A 17428-nucleotide genomic window follows, 5' to 3' on the forward strand; every position below is an offset into this window, starting at 1 on the left:
TTTATGGGGAAGCTATTTTTTTAAACGCTCCGCGTGTAATTTTTTTTGCTCTTTCATTTTTTGGCTGATTTCTTTGCGTTGTTTGGAAAGATCGGCGTTGCGGATAGTGTAGTCATCAACACGGCTTTCATAGTCATCACGCATATTCTCGATGATGATGCGAATGTCTTCCACGCTCATATCATCGCGGATATATTGGTTTAAATTATCAAGTAAAAGGACACGCTTTTGGTTATCGCGAATTTTGCGGTTGTTGTCCTCCATATCACGCAATAGTTTGTTTTTTAAACGATACATACGCACATACTCCAAGACATCTTGGAAAGATTGTTTATTCACAGTTTCCATAAAGTTAAACTCTCTGATTAGATTAAAAGGAAATTCAAGCGGGTGTAACCCTGTTGCCTGAGTTAATGTAGTCTTTTTTGCTTTTTTCGTCAAAGCATTCCGCTACTTTTTGTGGGGAAAATCAAAAATTTTTCTGAATTAAATAAAAGTCGGTTGATTACCGTTCCCTGAGGTGATAAAACTAACAAATTGTTTTATGACGATTAGGAAGTGAAAATGACACAAGTATTTAATTTTAGTGCGGGGCCGGCAATGATGCCGCGTGAAGTTTTGGAGCAAGCACAGGCGGAACTATTAAATTGGCAAGGTCAGCATACTTCAGTGATGGAAGTGAGCCATCGCGGGAAATTGTTTATGGAGCTGATTACGCAAGCTGAAAAAGATTTTCGCACCCTTTATCATATTCCTGATAATTACAAAATTCTCTTTTTACAAGGCGGGGCAAGGGGGCAGTTTGCCGCCGTGCCAATGAATTTAATTGGCGAGAAAGGCAAAGCCTTATATTTGACGAGCGGACATTGGTCGGCAACGGCAGCGAAAGAAGCCCGCTTGTTTTGCGAAGTTGATGAAATCAATATTTTAGCTGAAGGCGAAGAACTCAAAATTGGTAATCTTGATTTTAGCGATATCGCTGAGCAGTATGATTATGTGCATTATTGCCCGAATGAAACCATCAGCGGTGTGGAAATTTTTGATGTGCCAAAAGTGGGCAATGCGGTGTTGGTGGCGGATATGTCTTCTAATATTCTTTCCCGTGAAATTGACATTAACCAATTTGGCATTATTTACGCCGGCGCGCAGAAAAATTTAGGGCCCGCAGGCATTACCATTGTGATTGTGCGTGAAGACCTCATCGGCAAAGCACGCAAAGCTACGCCGTCAATTTGGAATTATGAAGTGCAAGCCAACAGTGATTCGATGATCAACACGCCACCAACTTTTGCGTGGTATTTGTGTTCTTTGGTGTTCAAATATTTGCTGGAACTCGGTGGTGTAAAAGCGGCGGAAAAACGCAATCAAGAAAAAGCCCAGTTGCTTTACGATTATTTAGATCAAAGCGATTTCTATCATAATTCTGTAGCAAAAAACAACCGCTCTTTAATGAACGTTACCTTTACCACGGGCAACGATGAACTCAATATGAAGTTTGTTAGCGAAGCCACCGAAGCAGGATTGCAAGCCTTAAAAGGCCATAAAGTGATTGGCGGAATGCGTGCTTCTATTTATAACGCTATGCCAATTGAGGGCGTGCAAGCCTTAATTGCCTTTATGGAAAAATTTGCCGCTGAAAATCGTTAATTTTATTTTTATCATCAAAGGCTTGTTGATTTATCTAGACAAGCCTTTGTTATTCGCTGTATCAACAATTAAAAACAAGGAACAACAATGCAATTTATTGATGTTGCAAATGAGGGCGTGAAATCCCTCTCCCCTTATCAAGCGGGAAAACCCATTGAAGAATTAGAACGTGAGTTGGGCATTCAAAATATTGTGAAACTCGCTTCAAATGAAAACCCTTTTGGCTTTCCGCAAAGTGCCATTGACGCGATCCAAGCACAGTTGCCCCATTTAACCCGTTACCCCGATGCCAACGGTTTTGAGTTAAAAGCCGTAATCGCCGAGAAATTTGGTGTGCAACCAGAGCAAATCACCCTTGGCAATGGCTCAAATGATCTTTTGGAATTGTTTGCTCACACCTTTGCGAGTGAAAAAGATGAAATTATTTATTCGCAATACGCCTTTATTGTATACCCGCTGGTTACCAAAGCCATTAATGCGGTGGCAAGAGAAATTCCAGCCAAAAATTGGGGACACGATCTGGACGGCTTTTTGCAAGCGATCAACGCGAAAACCAAGTTGATTTACATTGCTAACCCGAATAATCCAACGGGAAATTTCCTTTCACAACAAGCGCTTGAAACCTTTTTAGCTCAAGTGCCAGCCCATATTATCGTGGTGCTTGATGAGGCTTATACGGAATTCACTCGCCCAGAAGAACGCATTGATTCTTTTGCCTTAGCGAAAAAATACCCGAATTTAATTATTTCTCGTTCTCTTTCCAAAGCCTATGGATTGGCAGGATTGCGTATTGGTTATGCGGTGTCTAATCCTGAAATTGCGGATTTATTAAACCGTGTTCGCCAGCCCTTTAATTGCAATGTATTAGCCTTATCCGCCGCCGCAGCGGTGTTGAAAGATGACGCATTTGTGGAGAAAGTGGCACAAAACAACCGCACAGAAATGCAACGTTATGAGCAATTTTGCCAACAACATCAGTTGGACTATATCCCGTCAAAGGGCAATTTTATCACCATTGATTTCAAACGCCCTGCACAGCCTATTTATGAAGGGCTATTGCGTGAAGGCGTGATCGTCCGCCCGATTGCGGGGTATGGAATGCCAAATCACCTGCGTGTTAGCATTGGCTTACCTGAAGAAAATGACAAATTTTTCACCGCACTTTTAAATGTCTTAAAGCAAGGAACGGGGGAATAATGGAAAAATTAACACTACAACCCATTTCTTTTGTGGAGGGAGAAATTAATCTTCCCGGTTCAAAAAGTTTGTCCAACCGTGCTTTGCTTCTCGCCGCTTTAGCAAAAGGTACAACACGCGTGAAAAACTTGCTCGACAGCGATGACATTCGCCATATGCTCAACGCCTTACAAGCCTTAGGCGTGAAGTATCAGCTTTCGGAAGATAAGCGTGAATGTGAAATTGAAGGTGTAGGCGGGGCATTCCAATGGCAAAGCGGTTTATCCCTTTATTTAGGCAATGCCGGCACTACAATGCGTCCTTTGAGCGCTGCATTATGCTTAAAAGGGGAAGTGCCTGCGGAAATCATTTTAACGGGTGAACCGCGAATGAAAGAGCGTCCAATTAAGCATTTGGTTGAGGCGTTACGCCAAGTCGGGGCAGAAATTAGCTATTTAGAAAATGAGGGCTACCCACCCATTGCCATTCAAAATCGTGGTTTAAATGGGGGAAAAGTGCAAATTGACGGCTCAATTTCGTCCCAATTTTTGACCGCACTTTTAATGGCAGCCCCATTGGCTTCGGGCGATATGGAGATTGAAATCATCGGCGATCTGGTTTCCAAACCTTACATTGACATCACCCTCGCGATGATGAAAGATTTCGGCGTATCTGTTCGTAATGACAACTACCAAAAATTCTTCGTGCAAGGCAAACAAAGTTATATTTCACCACAAACCTATTTTGTGGAGGGCGATGCCTCTTCTGCCTCTTATTTTCTCGCAGCGGGGGCGATTAAAGGCAAAGTGAAAGTAACGGGAATCGGCAAAAACTCTATTCAAGGGGATCGTTTATTTGCCGATGTGTTAGAAAAAATGGGCGCAAAAATTACTTGGGGCGAGGATTTTATCCAAGCAGAAAAAGGCGAACTAAAAGGCATTGATATGGATATGAACCATATCCCCGATGCCGCAATGACCATTGCCACCACCGCATTATTTGCTGAGGGGGAAACCGTCATTCGCAACATTTACAACTGGCGAGTAAAAGAAACCGACCGCCTGAGTGCAATGGCAACGGAACTGCGAAAAGTGGGGGCTGAAGTGGAAGAGGGCGAAGATTATATCCGCATTCAACCTCTCGACTTATCCGCGTTCAAAACCGCAGAAATCGCCACCTACAACGACCACCGAATGGCAATGTGCTTCGCCCTTGTGGCACTTTCCAACACCCCCGTTACCATTCTCGATCCCAAATGCACCGCGAAAACCTTCCCAACATTCTTTGACGAATTTGCGAAGATTGTACGATAAATAGAAAACCTGCCCCAAATGGGGCAGGTTGTTATAATGTAGCACTTTATTTACACCCCACTATATGCAGAGAATCCACCATCAACAGGAATGATGACGCCATTGACGAAACTGGAATATTGGCTGTCGATCAAAAATAATAATGCCCCTAATAATTCTTCTGGTTCACCAAAACGTGCCATTGGGGTGTTGGTGAGAATTTTATTGGCTCGGGCGGTTGGATTGCCATTTTCATCAAATAATAATGCCCTATTTTGGTTGCTGACAAGAAAGCCAGGGGCGATGGCGTTACAGCGAATCCCCACTTTTGAGAAATAGACGGCAAGCCATTGAGTGAAGTTGCTGATTGCCGCTTTGGCTCCCGAGTAAGCAGGGATTTTGGTGAGTGGCGTAAAAGCGTTCATACTGGAAATATTGACGATATTTGCTCCTGCTTTCCCCATCATATCTTTGGCGAAAACTTGCGTTGGCAATAATGTGCCTAAGTAGTTGAGATTAAACACAAATTCGATACCTGATTGATCCAATTCAAAAAAGGTTTTGGTGTTAGCGGGCAAATCAAATTGATGAAATTCGTTGTCGGTAGTGGCTTTAGGGTTATTGCCTCCCGCACCGTTGATTAAAATATCGCAAGTGCCGAAATCTTGTGTAATGGCGTTGCGGGTTTGCACTATGCTGTCTAAATCTAACACGTTGGTTTGATAGGCTTTCGCAATGCCGCCCGCTTGGTTGATTTCTTCAGCAACTTGGTTTGCTGCGTCCAAATTAATATCCAGTAAGGCGATTTTGGCTCGCGTGTTTGCCAGTGCTTTGGCAAGAAATGCACAAAGCACGCCGCCAGCGCCTGAAATCACGATAACTTTATTCTTGAGATTGTGGTGTTGAGCGATGTTGTTCATTTTTGTTTCCTTCTTAAGATAACCAATTCATCGGGACAATAACAATATTTGGGAAAAAGACCATTAATAATAAAATAGCAATGTAAACCAAAAGAAATGGGAGTATTCCTTTAGATATTGATCCTATTCCTAATTTTGATATTCCCGAACCTACATATAAAACAGTGCCGATTGGCGGTGTGATAAGACCGATAGATAAATTAATTACCATCATAATTCCAAAGTAAGTTGGATCGATATGATATGCCCGTAATAATGGTAAAATAACGGGAACAAAGATGAGAACTGCTGGAATTAAATCCATCACACAGCCAACTAATAATAAGAAAAGCATTAAAATTAGCATCAATATGGTTGGGTTATTTGTAACGCCTTTTAGAAATTCAACCAGTTCCATTGGGATTTGAGCAACGGTAATTGCAAAAGCGGAAATCATTGCTGCTGCGGCAACAAACATTACCATTGATGTTGTTTTTATTGTATTTAAAAATATTTCTTGGATTTTATTAACGTTTAATTCTTTATATAAAATACTGATTATTGCTGCATATATTGCTGCAACAACACCAGCTTCAGTTGGAGTAAATATTCCTCCTCTTAAACCAACAATAATGATAACGGGAAGTAATAAAGGAAGAAATGCCTTTTTAAAGGCAAGCCATCGTTGTTGTGTACTTTGTTTTTCTTTGACTGAAGATGTTTCATTTCGATATAAAAATTTCCATACTGCCCATAAACCAATAACCATTAATAATCCTGGAACAGCTCCTCCCATAAATAATTTAGTAATTGATGTTCCCGCGGTTATGCCGTAAATAATCATTGGAATACTCGGTGGAATAACGACGGAAATGATACCAGTGGCACAAATTAATCCAGTAGAACGAGAAATATCATATTTTCTAGCTGCCATCATTGGAATTAATATTGCACCTAAAGCAGCAGTATCTGCAACTGCTGAGCCAGATAAACCAGCAAAAATTAATCCAGAAATTATTACAACATAACCTAGTCCCCCTTTAATATGCCCGACTATACTCATTGCAAAATTAATGATGCGTTCGGAAATTCCCCCGTGTTTCATTATTTCACCTGTCAGCATAAAAAATGGAATTGCCATTAATGGAAAATTGTTTGTTCCCATTACAAAGTTTTCTGCAATTAATTGAGTATCAAACATATCCATTTTAAAAAGCATAAAACTCGCACTTAATAGCATTGCTAAAGCCACAGGAACGCCGATAAATAGAAGCAGAAATAAGCTGCATAAAAATAATACTAGCATTTATATTTCCTCCTGTTTTTTATTAAATAAATCACGAATAATAAATATGGAATATAACACAGCTGAAAAAACAGCAATGACATAAAGAAAAGCCGAAGAAATTCCTGTTGCGGGCATTTTTTGAGTATAAGTTAGTATCATTAATTGGTATGCACCAACAGCAAGAAAAGAAGTCGCAAGGAGAATGAATAAATCAGAAATTATTCTAAATATAAATTTAAACTTTTCTGGTAGTGATGAGATCAGAATATCGACAGTTAGATGTCCCTTATCTTTAGCTACAATAATTATGCCTAAAAAGATCATATAGACAAAGCATATTCTTGCAAACTCTTCTGACCAAGCAATTCCAGAATTAAAAAAATAGGGGCTGTCCTAGATAACAACTAAAAAATCTATTTAGGTTAGAATGAACCAATGAGAAAAAGTCGTCTAAGTCAGCACAAACAAAATAAACTCATTGAGCTATTTGTTGCAGGTGTTACTGCAAGGACAGCAGCAGAGTTAGTCAATGTAAACAAAACGACTGCCGCATATTACTTTCATCGTTTATGCCAACTCATCTATCAAAACAGCCTTCACTTAGAGATGTTTGAAGGTGAAATTGAAGCCGATGAAAGTTATTTTGGCGGTGCTCGCAAAGGCAAACGTGGTCGTGGTGCGGCAGGGAAAATTGCGGTATTCGGGCTTCTCAAGCGCAATGGCAAGGTTTATACCGTTGCGGTTCCAAATACGCAATCTGCCACCTTGTTACCCATTATTCGGGAGCAGGTAAAGCCTGATAGTATTGTTTACACCGATAATTATCGTAGTTATGACGTGCTTGATGTGAGTGAATTTAGTCATTTTCGTATCAATCACAGCACACATTTTGCTGAAAATCATAACCACATTAACGGAATTGAGAATTTTTGGAGCCAAGCAAAACGCCATTTACGCAAATTTAATGGTATCCCAAAAGCGCATTTTGAGCTTTATTTAAAGGAATGTGAATGGCGTTTTAATTACAGCAACATAAAAAGTCAAATTTCTATTTTAAAACAATTGGTTAAAGGGAGTTTAGTCTAGTTATCTAGGACAGTCCCAAATATTATTATGAATTAAGTGCTAATCAAGGTAATAGTGAGGCACAACTAAATTTAGGTTTGCTTTATAACGCTGGGAAGGGTGTCCCGCAGGATTACCAAAAAGCGAAATACTATTATGAATTAAGTGCTAAGCAAGGTAATAGTTATGCACAAGTTAATTTAGGTAAGCTGTATGACTTAGGGAATGGTGTTCCTCAAGATTACCAAAAAGCAAAATATTATTATGAATTAAGTGCTAATCAAGCTAATCAGTATGGACAATTTAATTTAGGTGTGTTTTATGATAAAGGAATAGGAGTTTCTCAAGATTACCAAAAAGCGAAATACTATTATGAATTAAGCGCTAGCCAAGGTAATAGTGATGCACAATTCTTTTTAGGTAAGCTCTATGATGATGGAAAGGGTGTCCCGCAGGATTACCAAAAAGCAAAACATTATTATGAATTAAGTGCTAATCAAGGTAATCAGTATGGACAATTAAATTTAGGTGTGCTTTATGAATTGGGGAATAGTGTACCCCAAGATTATAAAAAAGCAAAATATTATTATGAATTGAGTGCTAATCAAGGTGATAGCGATGCACAATTAAATTTAGGCACTCTTTATTATAATGGAAAAGGTGTCCATCAAGATTCTCAAAAAGCGAAATATTATTATGAATTAAGTGCTAATCAAGGTGATAGTAATGCACTGCTGTATTTAGCAGATCTTTACATTTTTGGCAAGGGAGTAACTCGAAATCAAGAAAAAGCGGAATACTATTTAAGATTAAGTGCAAATCAGGGGAATACTAAGGCTATAGAGCTTTTAGATATATTAAATAAAGGGGCTGTAGTAGATTAGTAACAATGCTATACTACAAAAATGAAGATAACATATTGTAAATTAAAGCAATCCATACAGAAAAAACTACTTGAGTTTTTTGTCGCAGAAGTTACTGCAAGAACAGCAGCAAATTTGCTAGATATTCAACCGAATACAGCCGCTTTGTTCTACCATAAAATCAGGCTTGTGATTGGCTATCATTTATCCCTTGAAGTTAACGAGATTTTTGAGGGGGAAATTGAACTAGACGAAAGCTATTTTGGTGGTCATCGAAAGGGAAAACGAGGACGAGGACGAGGAGCGGCTGGAAAAGTTGCTGTTTTTGGGTTACTAAAACGACAAGGAAAGGTATTTACTGTTGTGGTTGAAAACACCAAGAGTGAAACATTACTCCCTGTTATTAAAAGAAAAATCAAGCCTGATAGCTGGGTTTATACGGACACTTATCGCAGTTATGATGCACTTGATGTGAGTGAATTTCACCACGAACGAATCAATCATTCCGAGCTATTTGCGGTGAAACAAAATCATATTAATGGCATTGAAAATTTTTGGAATCAGGCGAAGCGGATACTGCGAAAATATAATGGAATTAACCGAAAAAACTTTCCTTTATTCTTGAAGGAATGTGAATTTCGGTTTAACTTTGGGACACCAAAAGAGCAGTTAAAAATATTGCGAAAATGGTGTGAAATTTAGAGCTAATCTACTACAGCTCCTAATATTTTGCTTTTTGATAATCTTGAGGTACACCATTCCCTAAGGTATAGAGTTCACCTAAAACGTTCAATACTTCACCATTTCCAGAATCTTTGGCTAATAAACAAGAAGAAGCAGCCAATTCGTACTGTTTTTGATCATAAGCATTTATACAGTCTGTTATGTGATGATCACGATGAGCTAACTTATCAACTAAGCCACTCAACGTATCAGGTGAATATTTTTGAAGTGTAATTAGTAGAAAAAGTATCGTATTAATGATCAGAAAAATATGGGTGAACGCACCCCCCCATTTCGGAGCGGTTGTTTTCTGCACATAAACACCTAGCCATTTATCATAAAATAATCGTGGTGTAGTTTTTTTACTGAGAAAAAAGCTAATAAAATAGAGAAAAATGGGAATACCGCCAAACCCTAAAAATGGTAATATTGCTCTTGAAAAAATAGGTGTGCCAAATTTACTATCCGCGATAAAAAGGCTGATAGTCAAGATATAGCCAATAGCGGTTAAGATAAAGATAAGCACAACTTTCACTGCAATTCTCATTATATATCTTTTTAATTAGATACTTTCGTTATAATCCGTTTTTAATGAAATACCAAGAAGAGAACCAAAAATCCTTTTTTCTTAGAAGCATAAAAAATTGGGCGTAAAGCGATAAAAAGAATGGCTTCAACAAGAAATAAAAGTGCCATTTGGTCGCTGGAAAGAGACGTCCCCAAAATACCAAAAGGAATGCCGAAAAGAAGAAGTATGATCCAAAAATTTAAGAAAAATTCACCGCTTAATGCTAAACAGCGATCTTTTAAACTCACATTATTTTTTGCAAAAATCTTGTCAAATGCTACAGTATCATCATCGTGCGGGGGAGGGGGGGGACTGCTCAGTATGAGGGGAATAACTATTTTTAGCAAGACTTTTTTGCATTTTTCCACAGTAGCTACAATAATTTTGCTCTTTATCAATGGGTTTTCCACAATTTCCACAATACATAAAATTAACTCCTATAACTTGATTTTATCTATTTACTAGATAGTGAATGAAAAACAAAATTTTAACGTTATGCGATAAAAAATCCGCACTCAAAAGCACGGATTTTTTGACACTCGAATGATTATTTCACACGCGATACATATTCACCTGAGCGGGTGTCCACTTTAATCACTTCGCCCGTTTGTACGAATAATGGAACACGCACTACCGCACCTGTACTTAATGTGGCTGGTTTGCCGCCTGTGCCTGCGGTATCACCTTTTAAGCCAGGGTCAGTTTCTACGATTTCTAATTCAACGAAGTTTGGTGGGGTTACCGAAATCGGCGCACCGTTCCATAAAGTTACGATACAATCCGCTTGGTCTAACAACCATTTTTCAGCCTCGCCTACTGCTTTCGCGTCTGCTGAATATTGTTCAAATGTTTCTGGGTGCATAAAGTACCAGAAAGCGTCATCTTTGTAAGAATAGGTTAAGTTTAAATCCATTACGTCAGCCGCTTCCACAGACGTACCTGATTTAAAGTTTACATCTAACACTTTGCCTGAAATTAATTTACGAATACGCGTACGAGTGAATGCTTGTCCTTTACCTGGTTTTACAAATTCATTTTCAACGATCACACAAGGCTCACCGTCTTGCATAAATTTTAGACCTAGTTTGAAATCACTGGTAGTATATGTAGCCATATTATCCTCAAATAAAAAGAGATTGTTTTTAAAAGTGCGTATTTTAACCCAAAATAGCCTCATTAGAGAAGAAGAAAATTGGACAGATTATCTTGCCACTGCCATTTCTGATCCCAAAGTGTTAATTGAGAAATTGGGTCTTCCCCTTGATTTATTTGAACAAGATTTTGCCGCCCGCCAGTTATTTGCCCTACGTGTTCCCTTGCCTTTTGTGGAACGAATGGAAAAAGGCAATCCAAATGATCCGCTCTTTTTGCAAGCGATGACCTCACAACTGGAATTTGTGCAAGCGGAGGGATTTAGCCCCGATCCGTTGGAAGAACAGCAAACCGCCGCACCAAATATTTTGCATAAATATCATAACCGATTGTTATTTATGGTAAAAAATAGCTGTGCGATTAATTGTCGCTACTGTTTTCGCCGTCATTTTCCTTATGCTGAAAACAAGGGCGATAAGAAAAATTGGCAAAAAGCCTTGGACTATATCGCGCAACATTCAGAAATTGATGAAGTGATTTTTTCTGGCGGCGATCCGCTAATGGCAAAAGATCACGAATTAGAATGGCTGATAAAACGCCTCGAAAACATACCGCACTTACAGCGTTTACGCATTCACAGCCGTTTGCCTGTGGTGATTCCACAACGAATCACGGAAAAACTCTGTGCTTTGCTGGCACAATCCCGCTTTCAAGTGGTGTTGGTTACCCATATTAATCACCCGAATGAAATTGATGACGCACTTGCCACCGCAATGGCGAAACTGAAAGCAGCGGGCGTTACGTTGCTCAACCAAGCGGTTTTGTTGAAAAACATCAACGATAATGCCCTCACCTTGAAAGCCTTGAGCGAGAAATTATTCGCCATTGGCATTTTGCCCTATTATTTGCACTTGTTCGATAAAGTGGAGGGTGCGAGCCATTTTTATCTTGACGATGAAAGTGCGGTAAAAATTTACAAAGAATTACAAAGCATCACTTCGGGCTATCTAGTACCGAAACTCGCCCGCGAAATCGCCCACGAGCCGAATAAAACTTTGTATTCTTCATAGAATAACAAATAAATATTTTATAGAATAAGGGGATGTAAATTCCGCCCTCTAAAATTGGAAAAGGTATTCCTGTGACAGAACAAAAAGATATTCAACATAATTCAGAAAACTCTTTACAACTTGATTTAGAATTTAATCAGATTGAGCCTGTTATGCCGAAAAAAATGATGCACTCTCACGCTTCAATTATACAAAGACTGAAAAACGCCCTACATACATTACCAACTCGTTCATCTAAGAAAAATATTGAACAGGATATGTCTGAGCAAGAAAACCAAGAAGATCTCCATACGGATTCGAGTAAAAAGAATATGAAATTTTATTTAAATTCACCAGAACACTGGGGCATATTAGGCTTTATTCCCCCTAAATATCGTCGAATTTTTATTGCTTTATTAATTACCATATTTCTTTTATTCCTCATTTCTTGGCTAAAACCTAGCCCAGAAACCGTGATTTTTAATCAAGCAACCAATGAAATCCCTACTCAATTTCAATCATTGTACCAAAATCAATCAACAGAAGAACATCCACTGGATAATTTGACTCAACAACTCCCTCCTAAAACAACACAAGAAGATGACTTAACAATGCTTATCCAAAAAATACAACAGAATAATTCTGAAGAATCTGTTGTTCCACAAGATAGCATAAACAAAGATACCCTCTCAAAAATTACAACCTCTGATACTTCACTTTCCCAGCCAACAAGTGCAACATCTGATGCTATGAAAAAAAAGGAAATGAGACATATCTCTGAAAAGGTTCCCCTTCAGCACCAAACATCAAATAAAACGAATCTAGAAAAAAATACGCCACAAACAGCAAAATCAGATAGCCGCCCCCCTATTACCGAAGCAAAACCTGCTACAGTAAATAACACTGTATTAAATTCGGGAATAAACAAAACTTTAATCATTCCGCAAGGTGCGTCATTAATGCAAGTTTTCCGTAATAACAATCTGAATATCTCTGATGTAAACGCTATGACAAAAGCAAAAGGTGTCGGTAATGCGTTAAGCAATTTCAAGCCAGGCGATAAAGTACAAGTTTATCTAAATGCTCAAGGTCGCGTGGCACAACTTCGTTTATCTAACGGTGCAACATTTATTCGTCAGGCAAACGGCACTTATCAATACAAAAAATAACGCATAAAGAAAATGGCGGATTATTCCGCCATTGTTTTATCGTCATTTTGTTTCAAAATAATACGCGTTACGTTACCTTTTCATATTTTTATCTTCACACCTTGCTGATTCTAATGTCCGCTGAACTTTTTGCGTAATCAGCACAATCTATTAAAACTTTTTGGTGCGATTTAAGCATAAGATGTTGATGCATGGGCGGGCATAGTAAAGGGGAAATTTAGCGATAAGCAACGATTTTGCAGTTATTAAAAACTGCTCAAAAGAGCGGTTAGAAAATTAGACGTTTTTATCATTTTTGACCGCGTTATTAATCTACCCAACATTACAGCGGCTAAGGTAAATAATCCAATGGTAAGAGCCATTTAGTCCTCCTTTGATAAGTAAGGTTTGTGTTTGCGGATTTGTTTTCCACCAATTAAAGCGAAGTAGGCGATAAGCAATAATGCGAGGCTACTTGCAATTTTAAAGAAGACCTGATTTTGACCAAATATTACCGGCAAGCAAGGCAGCTTTGGCAATGTCTTCAAGCATTTTTGCCCAAGCGTCTAACGTGTCCCTATCAATGGAGCGTTTTTAAGCATAATATTCTCCTTGCTACAAAGGCAGTATAACAAAAACCGCACCAAAGTGCGGTTAAACCCCCCCCAAAAATCACAACCGCTCTTTTTCCCCGCCAAATTCATCAAGCAAGTTTTCGGTGAGTTTACTGAGAATACCCGCCATTAACACAAAATCCGCATCAAAGCGTTGGGCGATGTCTTCTTTCAAAATATCGTCATTTTTCTCCCGCACTTCATCAGCGAATTTTAAGCGTTTCATCGTGCCGTCTTCATTTAAAATAAAGCTGAGGTTGCCCTCCCATTCCAACGCCAATTTTGTGATGGCTTTGCCCGCTTGCAAAAGGGAAAGGATTTCTTCGGCATCTAACGCCTGTTGCTTACAGCGGATCACTGCATTATCTTGGCTGCCTCGCAATTCCGCATCTTCTAAAGGAATCAACCAATTTGGTGTGGCTTCATTGCTCACCCAATGGCTCATTACTAAACTGGGATCGGTGGCGAATGCCAGTGGCACAACGGGCAATGAGCCTAAAGATTTCCGCAACAAGGCTAACGCGTCTTCCGCACGCTTACTTGAAGCCGCGTCCACATAAACCAACTGCTTATCACCGTCAATCCAAATGGCGGTTTGTTGATATTTACTAAAAGCACGCGGTAGCAACATTGCCACCACATCATCTTTTAACGCCTGTTTTTCCGTTTTCTTTAATTTACGATTTTCTTTTTGCTCCAACTCCGTAATTCGGCTATCCACCTCTCGCTTCACCACCTGGGCAGGTAACATTTTTTCTTCTTTACGAGCAAGCAATAAAATTTGATCTGCGACGCGAAAATGGAGCTGTTCACTGGTTTTAAGCGGAGAAATCCAGCCAAATTTTTGCATATCTCCTTGCCCGCAAGGGTGAAATTCGCATTGTGCGAGCTGAGCTTGTAAATTCTCTGCTGACCAATCTAATTTTTTCGTTAAACGATAGGTCATAAGGTTCTTAAACCACATAGGCATTCCTTCTTTATTCAGGTAAAATGAGCGGACGAAAACTTATTGTAACTGATTTAAGGGGAAAATATGCAACAGAAATTCATTACCTTTATCGGCGGTGGCAATATGGCACAAGCCATTGTGTTCGGTTTGTTAAAGCAAGGCTACCCCGCTGAAAAAATCACCGTGTCCGATCCTAACGAAGAAAAACGTGCCTTATTTGCTCAACATAAAGTCAATACCACAGAGAACAATGTGCAAGCCTTACAAGGGGCAGAAGCCGTGGTGCTGGCGGTGAAACCACAATCCCTCTCGCAAGTTTGTCAAGGATTAAGTGCGGTGGATTTTTCCGATAAATTAGTGATTTCCATTGCGGCGGCAATTTCGGTGGAAAAACTGACCTCACTTTTACCCTCCGCACGCCACATCATTCGCGTAATGCCCAACACGCCAGCCTTGGTTTCTGAGGGAATGGCAGGATTATTCGCCCCGCAAAACACGCCTGTGGATCTCAAAAACTTTGCCGAAGATTTAATGAATGCCGTGGGCAAATCTTGCTGGGTGAAAGACGAAGCGGAAATGCACCTCATCACAGCGGGATCGGGCAGCAGTCCTGCTTATTTTTTCTTCTTTATGGAAGTGATGGAAAACAGTTTGAAAGCATTGGGCTTAGACAACCAAACCGCGAGAATGCTGGTGCAACAATCCGCATTGGGGGCAGCGAAAATGGCGATAGAACAGCCCGATGTTCCCCTTTCAACCTTACGCGAAAACGTTACCTCAAAGGGCGGCACAACCGCAGCGGCGTTAGCGGTGTTTCAGCAACAGCAGCTCGCTCAAACGGTCAATCAAGCCATCGCCTCCTGCGTGGAACGCTCTCAAGAAATGGAAACCTTATTTGAATGAAACTCGCTCCCTTTAATTGGCTCGCACTGAGTTTTTTCGGTTATTACTGTGCCTACGGCGTGTTTATGCCGTTTTTCCCCGCGTGGCTGAAATCGCAGGCGTACAACGAGGAAATTATCGGCTTTATCCTTGCCAGTTCCTACGTTTTTCGTTTTTTAGGCGGCGTTGGTTTTTCCGCGATGATCAAAAAAGCGGGACATTTAATCAAAGCCCTACGCGGTCTTGCTTGGGCAAGTTGTGGGGCGATGTTGTATATCAGCTTGGTGGCAGAAAATTTCCCTTTGCTGTGTGTGGGCATTGCCATTTTTGCGATGCTGAATGCGGCGGGAATGCCCATTGGTGATACCCTCGCTAACACTTGGCAACAGCAAATTCATTTGGATTACGGCAAAGCTCGGCTGATTGGTTCAGGGGCGTTTGTGGTCGGCGTTAGCCTATTTGGTAGCCTGATCGGGTTTATTGGCGAAAATTACATTGTCGCCATTCTCACTGCCTTACTCTGCTTCTATGCTCTCATTCAAATGGCAACGCCTAGTGTAATGCCACAGGATAACTCACAAAGTGCGGTGGAAAATCACGTTAGTTTTTCACAATTATTGAAAAATAAAACCACGCTTCGCTTAATCCTCGCCATTTCCCTGATTCACGGCTCGCACGCCGCTTATTACGCGTATAGCGTGCTGTATTGGCAAAGCCTCGGCATTTCGGTGCCAACCACCAGTTTGCTATGGGGTTTGAGCGTGGTGGCAGAAATTTTACTGTTTTTCTTTTCCACCAAATTATTCCGATTTTGGAAAGTCAGCACGCTGTTTTACTGCGGTGCTTCCGCCGCCGTGTTGCGTTGGGCTGTGCTAGGGAGTACCGATAGCCTTACCATCATCGCCCTAACTCAGCTATTGCATAGCCTTACCTTTGCCTTAGGGCATTATGCGATGGTGCGATACATCACCACCCAACCGCAAAATCACATCGCCAAGTTGCAAGGGCTGTATAATGGCATTTCAAGCTCGGCGGTGATCGCCCTCATCACCGCATTTGCGGGAGTGCTATACCCCATTTCACCGCAGCTCACCTTTACTTCAATGATGATTTTTGCCTTGCTCGCGTTCCCGATCATTCCTCGCAAAGTGGACGCGTTTTTGGTTCGTCGAGTGGAAAGCGTGAAATAAGGAACGAAGATGAAAGACAATGCATTAATCGATCTTTTTTTGAATGAACAATGGCTGGAAAAAGGGCTTTCCGAAAACACCATTCAATCTTACCGCTTGGATTTAACTGCTTTGGCGAATTGGCTTGAAAGCCAAAATCTACGTTTTGAAACCCTTGATGCCATTGATTTACAACGTTTTTTAGGCGAACGCTTAGAGGCGGGTTATAAAGCCACTAGCACCGCACGCTTGCTGAGTGCATTACGCAAATTTTTTCAATATTTATATCGGGAAAAATACCGCACTGACGATCCCAGTGCGGTGCTAAGCTCGCCCAAGTTACCAAGCCGATTGCCTAAATATTTGACAGAACAACAAGTTACCGATTTGCTCAACACCCCCAACGTGGACGAGCCGTTAGAATTACGCGACAAAGCAATGCTCGAACTGTTATATGCCACAGGCCTGCGGGTTACGGAGCTGGTTTCGCTGAGCGTTGATAATATCAGCTTGCAACAAGGTGTCGTGCGGGTTATCGGCAAGGGCAACAAAGAGCGGATCGTGCCAATGGGGGAAGAAGCCGCCCATTGGATCAAGCAATTTGTGCTGTATGGTCGCACGGCGTTATTAGCAGGACAGCCCTCCGATGTGCTGTTTCCTAGTCGGCGTGGAACACAAATGACGCGACAAACCTTTTGGCATCGCATAAAACATTATGCCATTTTAGCGGAAATTGATTGTGATGCCCTTTCCCCCCATGTCCTCCGCCACGCTTTCGCCACCCATTTGGTCAATCACGGTGCGGATCTCCGCGTAGTGCAAATGCTACTCGGACACAGCGATCTTTCCACCACGCAAATTTATACTCACGTTGCAAAAGAACGCTTGAAGCATCTACACGAACGCTTTCACCCAAGAGGGTAAAAACGCTCAAAAAAATTACCGCACTTTCAAAGTGCGGTCTGTTTTTACTCTTTTCTCATTCAATCCTAATCAACTTATAA

Annotated in this window: 17 protein-coding genes and 3 pseudogenes; 11 read left to right on the top strand and 9 right to left on the bottom strand. The window is 40.6% G+C overall.

All coding sequences use genetic code 11. The features are described 5' to 3' along the window. Nucleotides 1-12 precede the first annotated feature (12 nt). Nucleotides 13-348 carry a DUF496 family protein gene (locus tag DXZ23_RS07800; RefSeq protein ID WP_021724151.1) on the bottom strand — a complete coding sequence of 112 codons (336 nt, stop codon included), beginning with the start codon at nt 346-348 and terminating at the stop codon, nt 13-15. A gap of 216 nt (nt 349-564) precedes the next feature. Here DXZ23_RS07800 and serC point away from each other — a divergent pair, with 216 nt between their 5' ends. From serC to aroA, 3 genes are all read left to right on the top strand, one after another. Then, the gene (gene serC / locus DXZ23_RS07805) at nt 565-1647 is read left to right on the top strand and encodes a 3-phosphoserine/phosphohydroxythreonine transaminase (RefSeq protein WP_017806001.1); all 1083 of its coding nucleotides are present in this window, start codon (nt 565-567) and stop codon (nt 1645-1647) included. 87 nt (nt 1648-1734) lie between these two features. Next, nucleotides 1735-2844, top strand: coding sequence for a histidinol-phosphate transaminase (gene hisC / locus DXZ23_RS07810; protein WP_017806000.1), 1110 nt, complete (start codon nt 1735-1737; stop codon nt 2842-2844). Continuing rightward, entirely contained in the window at nt 2844-4136 is a 1293-nt protein-coding gene (aroA, locus tag DXZ23_RS07815) for a 3-phosphoshikimate 1-carboxyvinyltransferase (protein ID WP_017805999.1), read from the top strand. The genes hisC and aroA overlap by 1 nt, the downstream gene beginning before the upstream one ends. Nucleotides 4137-4186: 50 nt before the next feature. On the opposite strand, the gene DXZ23_RS07820 is transcribed toward aroA, so the two are convergent. The 3 genes and pseudogenes from DXZ23_RS07820 to DXZ23_RS07830 all read right to left on the bottom strand — a co-directional run. Continuing rightward, nucleotides 4187-5035: an SDR family oxidoreductase gene (locus DXZ23_RS07820; protein ID WP_017805998.1), complete on the bottom strand. Its 849-nt coding sequence runs from the start codon at nt 5033-5035 to the stop codon at nt 4187-4189. Nucleotides 5036-5048: 13 nt separating this feature from the next. Then, the gene (locus tag DXZ23_RS07825) at nt 5049-6320 is read right to left on the bottom strand and encodes a TRAP transporter large permease (RefSeq protein ID WP_017805997.1); all 1272 of its coding nucleotides are present in this window, start codon (nt 6318-6320) and stop codon (nt 5049-5051) included. After that, nucleotides 6321-6686, bottom strand: a pseudogene (locus tag DXZ23_RS07830) (TRAP transporter small permease); the annotation flags it as partial. Nucleotides 6687-6737: 51 nt separating this feature from the next. On the opposite strand from DXZ23_RS07830, the gene DXZ23_RS07835 reads away from it, so the two are divergent. The 3 genes and pseudogenes from DXZ23_RS07835 to DXZ23_RS07845 all read left to right on the top strand — a co-directional run bounded on the left by DXZ23_RS07835 (nt 6738) and on the right by DXZ23_RS07845 (nt 8932). Continuing rightward, entirely contained in the window at nt 6738-7388 is a 651-nt protein-coding gene (locus tag DXZ23_RS07835) for an IS1595-like element ISHpa1 family transposase (protein WP_017805439.1), read from the top strand. Between the two features lie 65 nt (nt 7389-7453). Beyond that, nucleotides 7454-8251, top strand: a pseudogene (locus tag DXZ23_RS16130) (tetratricopeptide repeat protein); the annotation flags it as partial. A gap of 21 nt (nt 8252-8272) precedes the next feature. Beyond that, nucleotides 8273-8932 (top strand): IS1595 family transposase, encoded by a 660-nt coding sequence (locus DXZ23_RS07845; protein WP_017805094.1) that lies wholly within the window; start codon nt 8273-8275, stop codon nt 8930-8932. A 19-nt stretch (nt 8933-8951) separates the two neighbouring features. Here DXZ23_RS07845 and DXZ23_RS07850 read toward each other — a convergent pair whose 3' ends face one another. From DXZ23_RS07850 to efp, 4 genes are all read right to left on the bottom strand, one after another. After that, nucleotides 8952-9500, bottom strand: a complete 549-nt coding sequence (locus tag DXZ23_RS07850) for a hypothetical protein (RefSeq protein ID WP_017805994.1) — start codon at nt 9498-9500, stop codon at nt 8952-8954. A 41-nt stretch (nt 9501-9541) separates the two neighbouring features. Further along, complete coding sequence (locus DXZ23_RS16135) at nt 9542-9769, bottom strand: hypothetical protein (protein WP_021724155.1); 228 nt, start codon at nt 9767-9769, stop codon at nt 9542-9544. A 40-nt stretch (nt 9770-9809) separates the two neighbouring features. Then, the gene (locus tag DXZ23_RS16140) at nt 9810-9947 is read right to left on the bottom strand and encodes a zinc-ribbon domain-containing protein (protein WP_103846592.1); all 138 of its coding nucleotides are present in this window, start codon (nt 9945-9947) and stop codon (nt 9810-9812) included. 121 nt (nt 9948-10068) lie between these two features. Continuing rightward, complete coding sequence (efp, locus tag DXZ23_RS07860) at nt 10069-10635, bottom strand: elongation factor P (RefSeq protein ID WP_017805992.1); 567 nt, start codon at nt 10633-10635, stop codon at nt 10069-10071. A gap of 34 nt (nt 10636-10669) precedes the next feature. Between efp and epmB the strand changes: the two genes are divergently transcribed. Both epmB and DXZ23_RS16210 read left to right on the top strand, forming a co-directional pair. Then, nucleotides 10670-11683 carry an EF-P beta-lysylation protein EpmB gene (gene epmB, locus DXZ23_RS07865; protein WP_026138510.1) on the top strand — a complete coding sequence of 338 codons (1014 nt, stop codon included), beginning with the start codon at nt 10670-10672 and terminating at the stop codon, nt 11681-11683. A 905-nt stretch (nt 11684-12588) separates the two neighbouring features. After that, nucleotides 12589-12831, top strand: a pseudogene (locus tag DXZ23_RS16210) (LysM-like peptidoglycan-binding domain-containing protein); the annotation flags it as partial. 651 nt (nt 12832-13482) lie between these two features. On the opposite strand, the gene rdgC reads toward DXZ23_RS16210, so the two are convergent. Continuing rightward, nucleotides 13483-14388: a recombination-associated protein RdgC gene (gene rdgC / locus DXZ23_RS07875; protein WP_026138508.1), complete on the bottom strand. Its 906-nt coding sequence runs from the start codon at nt 14386-14388 to the stop codon at nt 13483-13485. A 69-nt stretch (nt 14389-14457) separates the two neighbouring features. Here rdgC and proC point away from each other — a divergent pair, with 69 nt between their 5' ends. The 3 genes from proC to xerD are packed head-to-tail and all read left to right on the top strand — an operon-like array spanning nt 14458 to nt 17348. Beyond that, on the top strand, nt 14458-15276 hold the full coding sequence (proC, locus tag DXZ23_RS07880) for a pyrroline-5-carboxylate reductase (protein WP_017805987.1): 819 nt from the start codon (nt 14458-14460) through the stop codon (nt 15274-15276). After that, complete coding sequence (locus tag DXZ23_RS07885) at nt 15273-16445, top strand: 3-phenylpropionate MFS transporter (RefSeq protein ID WP_017805986.1); 1173 nt, start codon at nt 15273-15275, stop codon at nt 16443-16445. Before proC ends, DXZ23_RS07885 begins: the two co-directional genes overlap by 4 nt. A 9-nt stretch (nt 16446-16454) precedes the next feature. Next, the gene (xerD, locus tag DXZ23_RS07890; protein WP_017805985.1) at nt 16455-17348 is read left to right on the top strand and encodes a site-specific tyrosine recombinase XerD; all 894 of its coding nucleotides are present in this window, start codon (nt 16455-16457) and stop codon (nt 17346-17348) included. Nucleotides 17349-17428: the final 80 nt, after the last annotated feature.

This window comes from Avibacterium paragallinarum (assembly GCF_900450705.1).
GTDB classification, from domain to species: Bacteria; Pseudomonadota; Gammaproteobacteria; order Enterobacterales; family Pasteurellaceae; genus Avibacterium; species Avibacterium paragallinarum.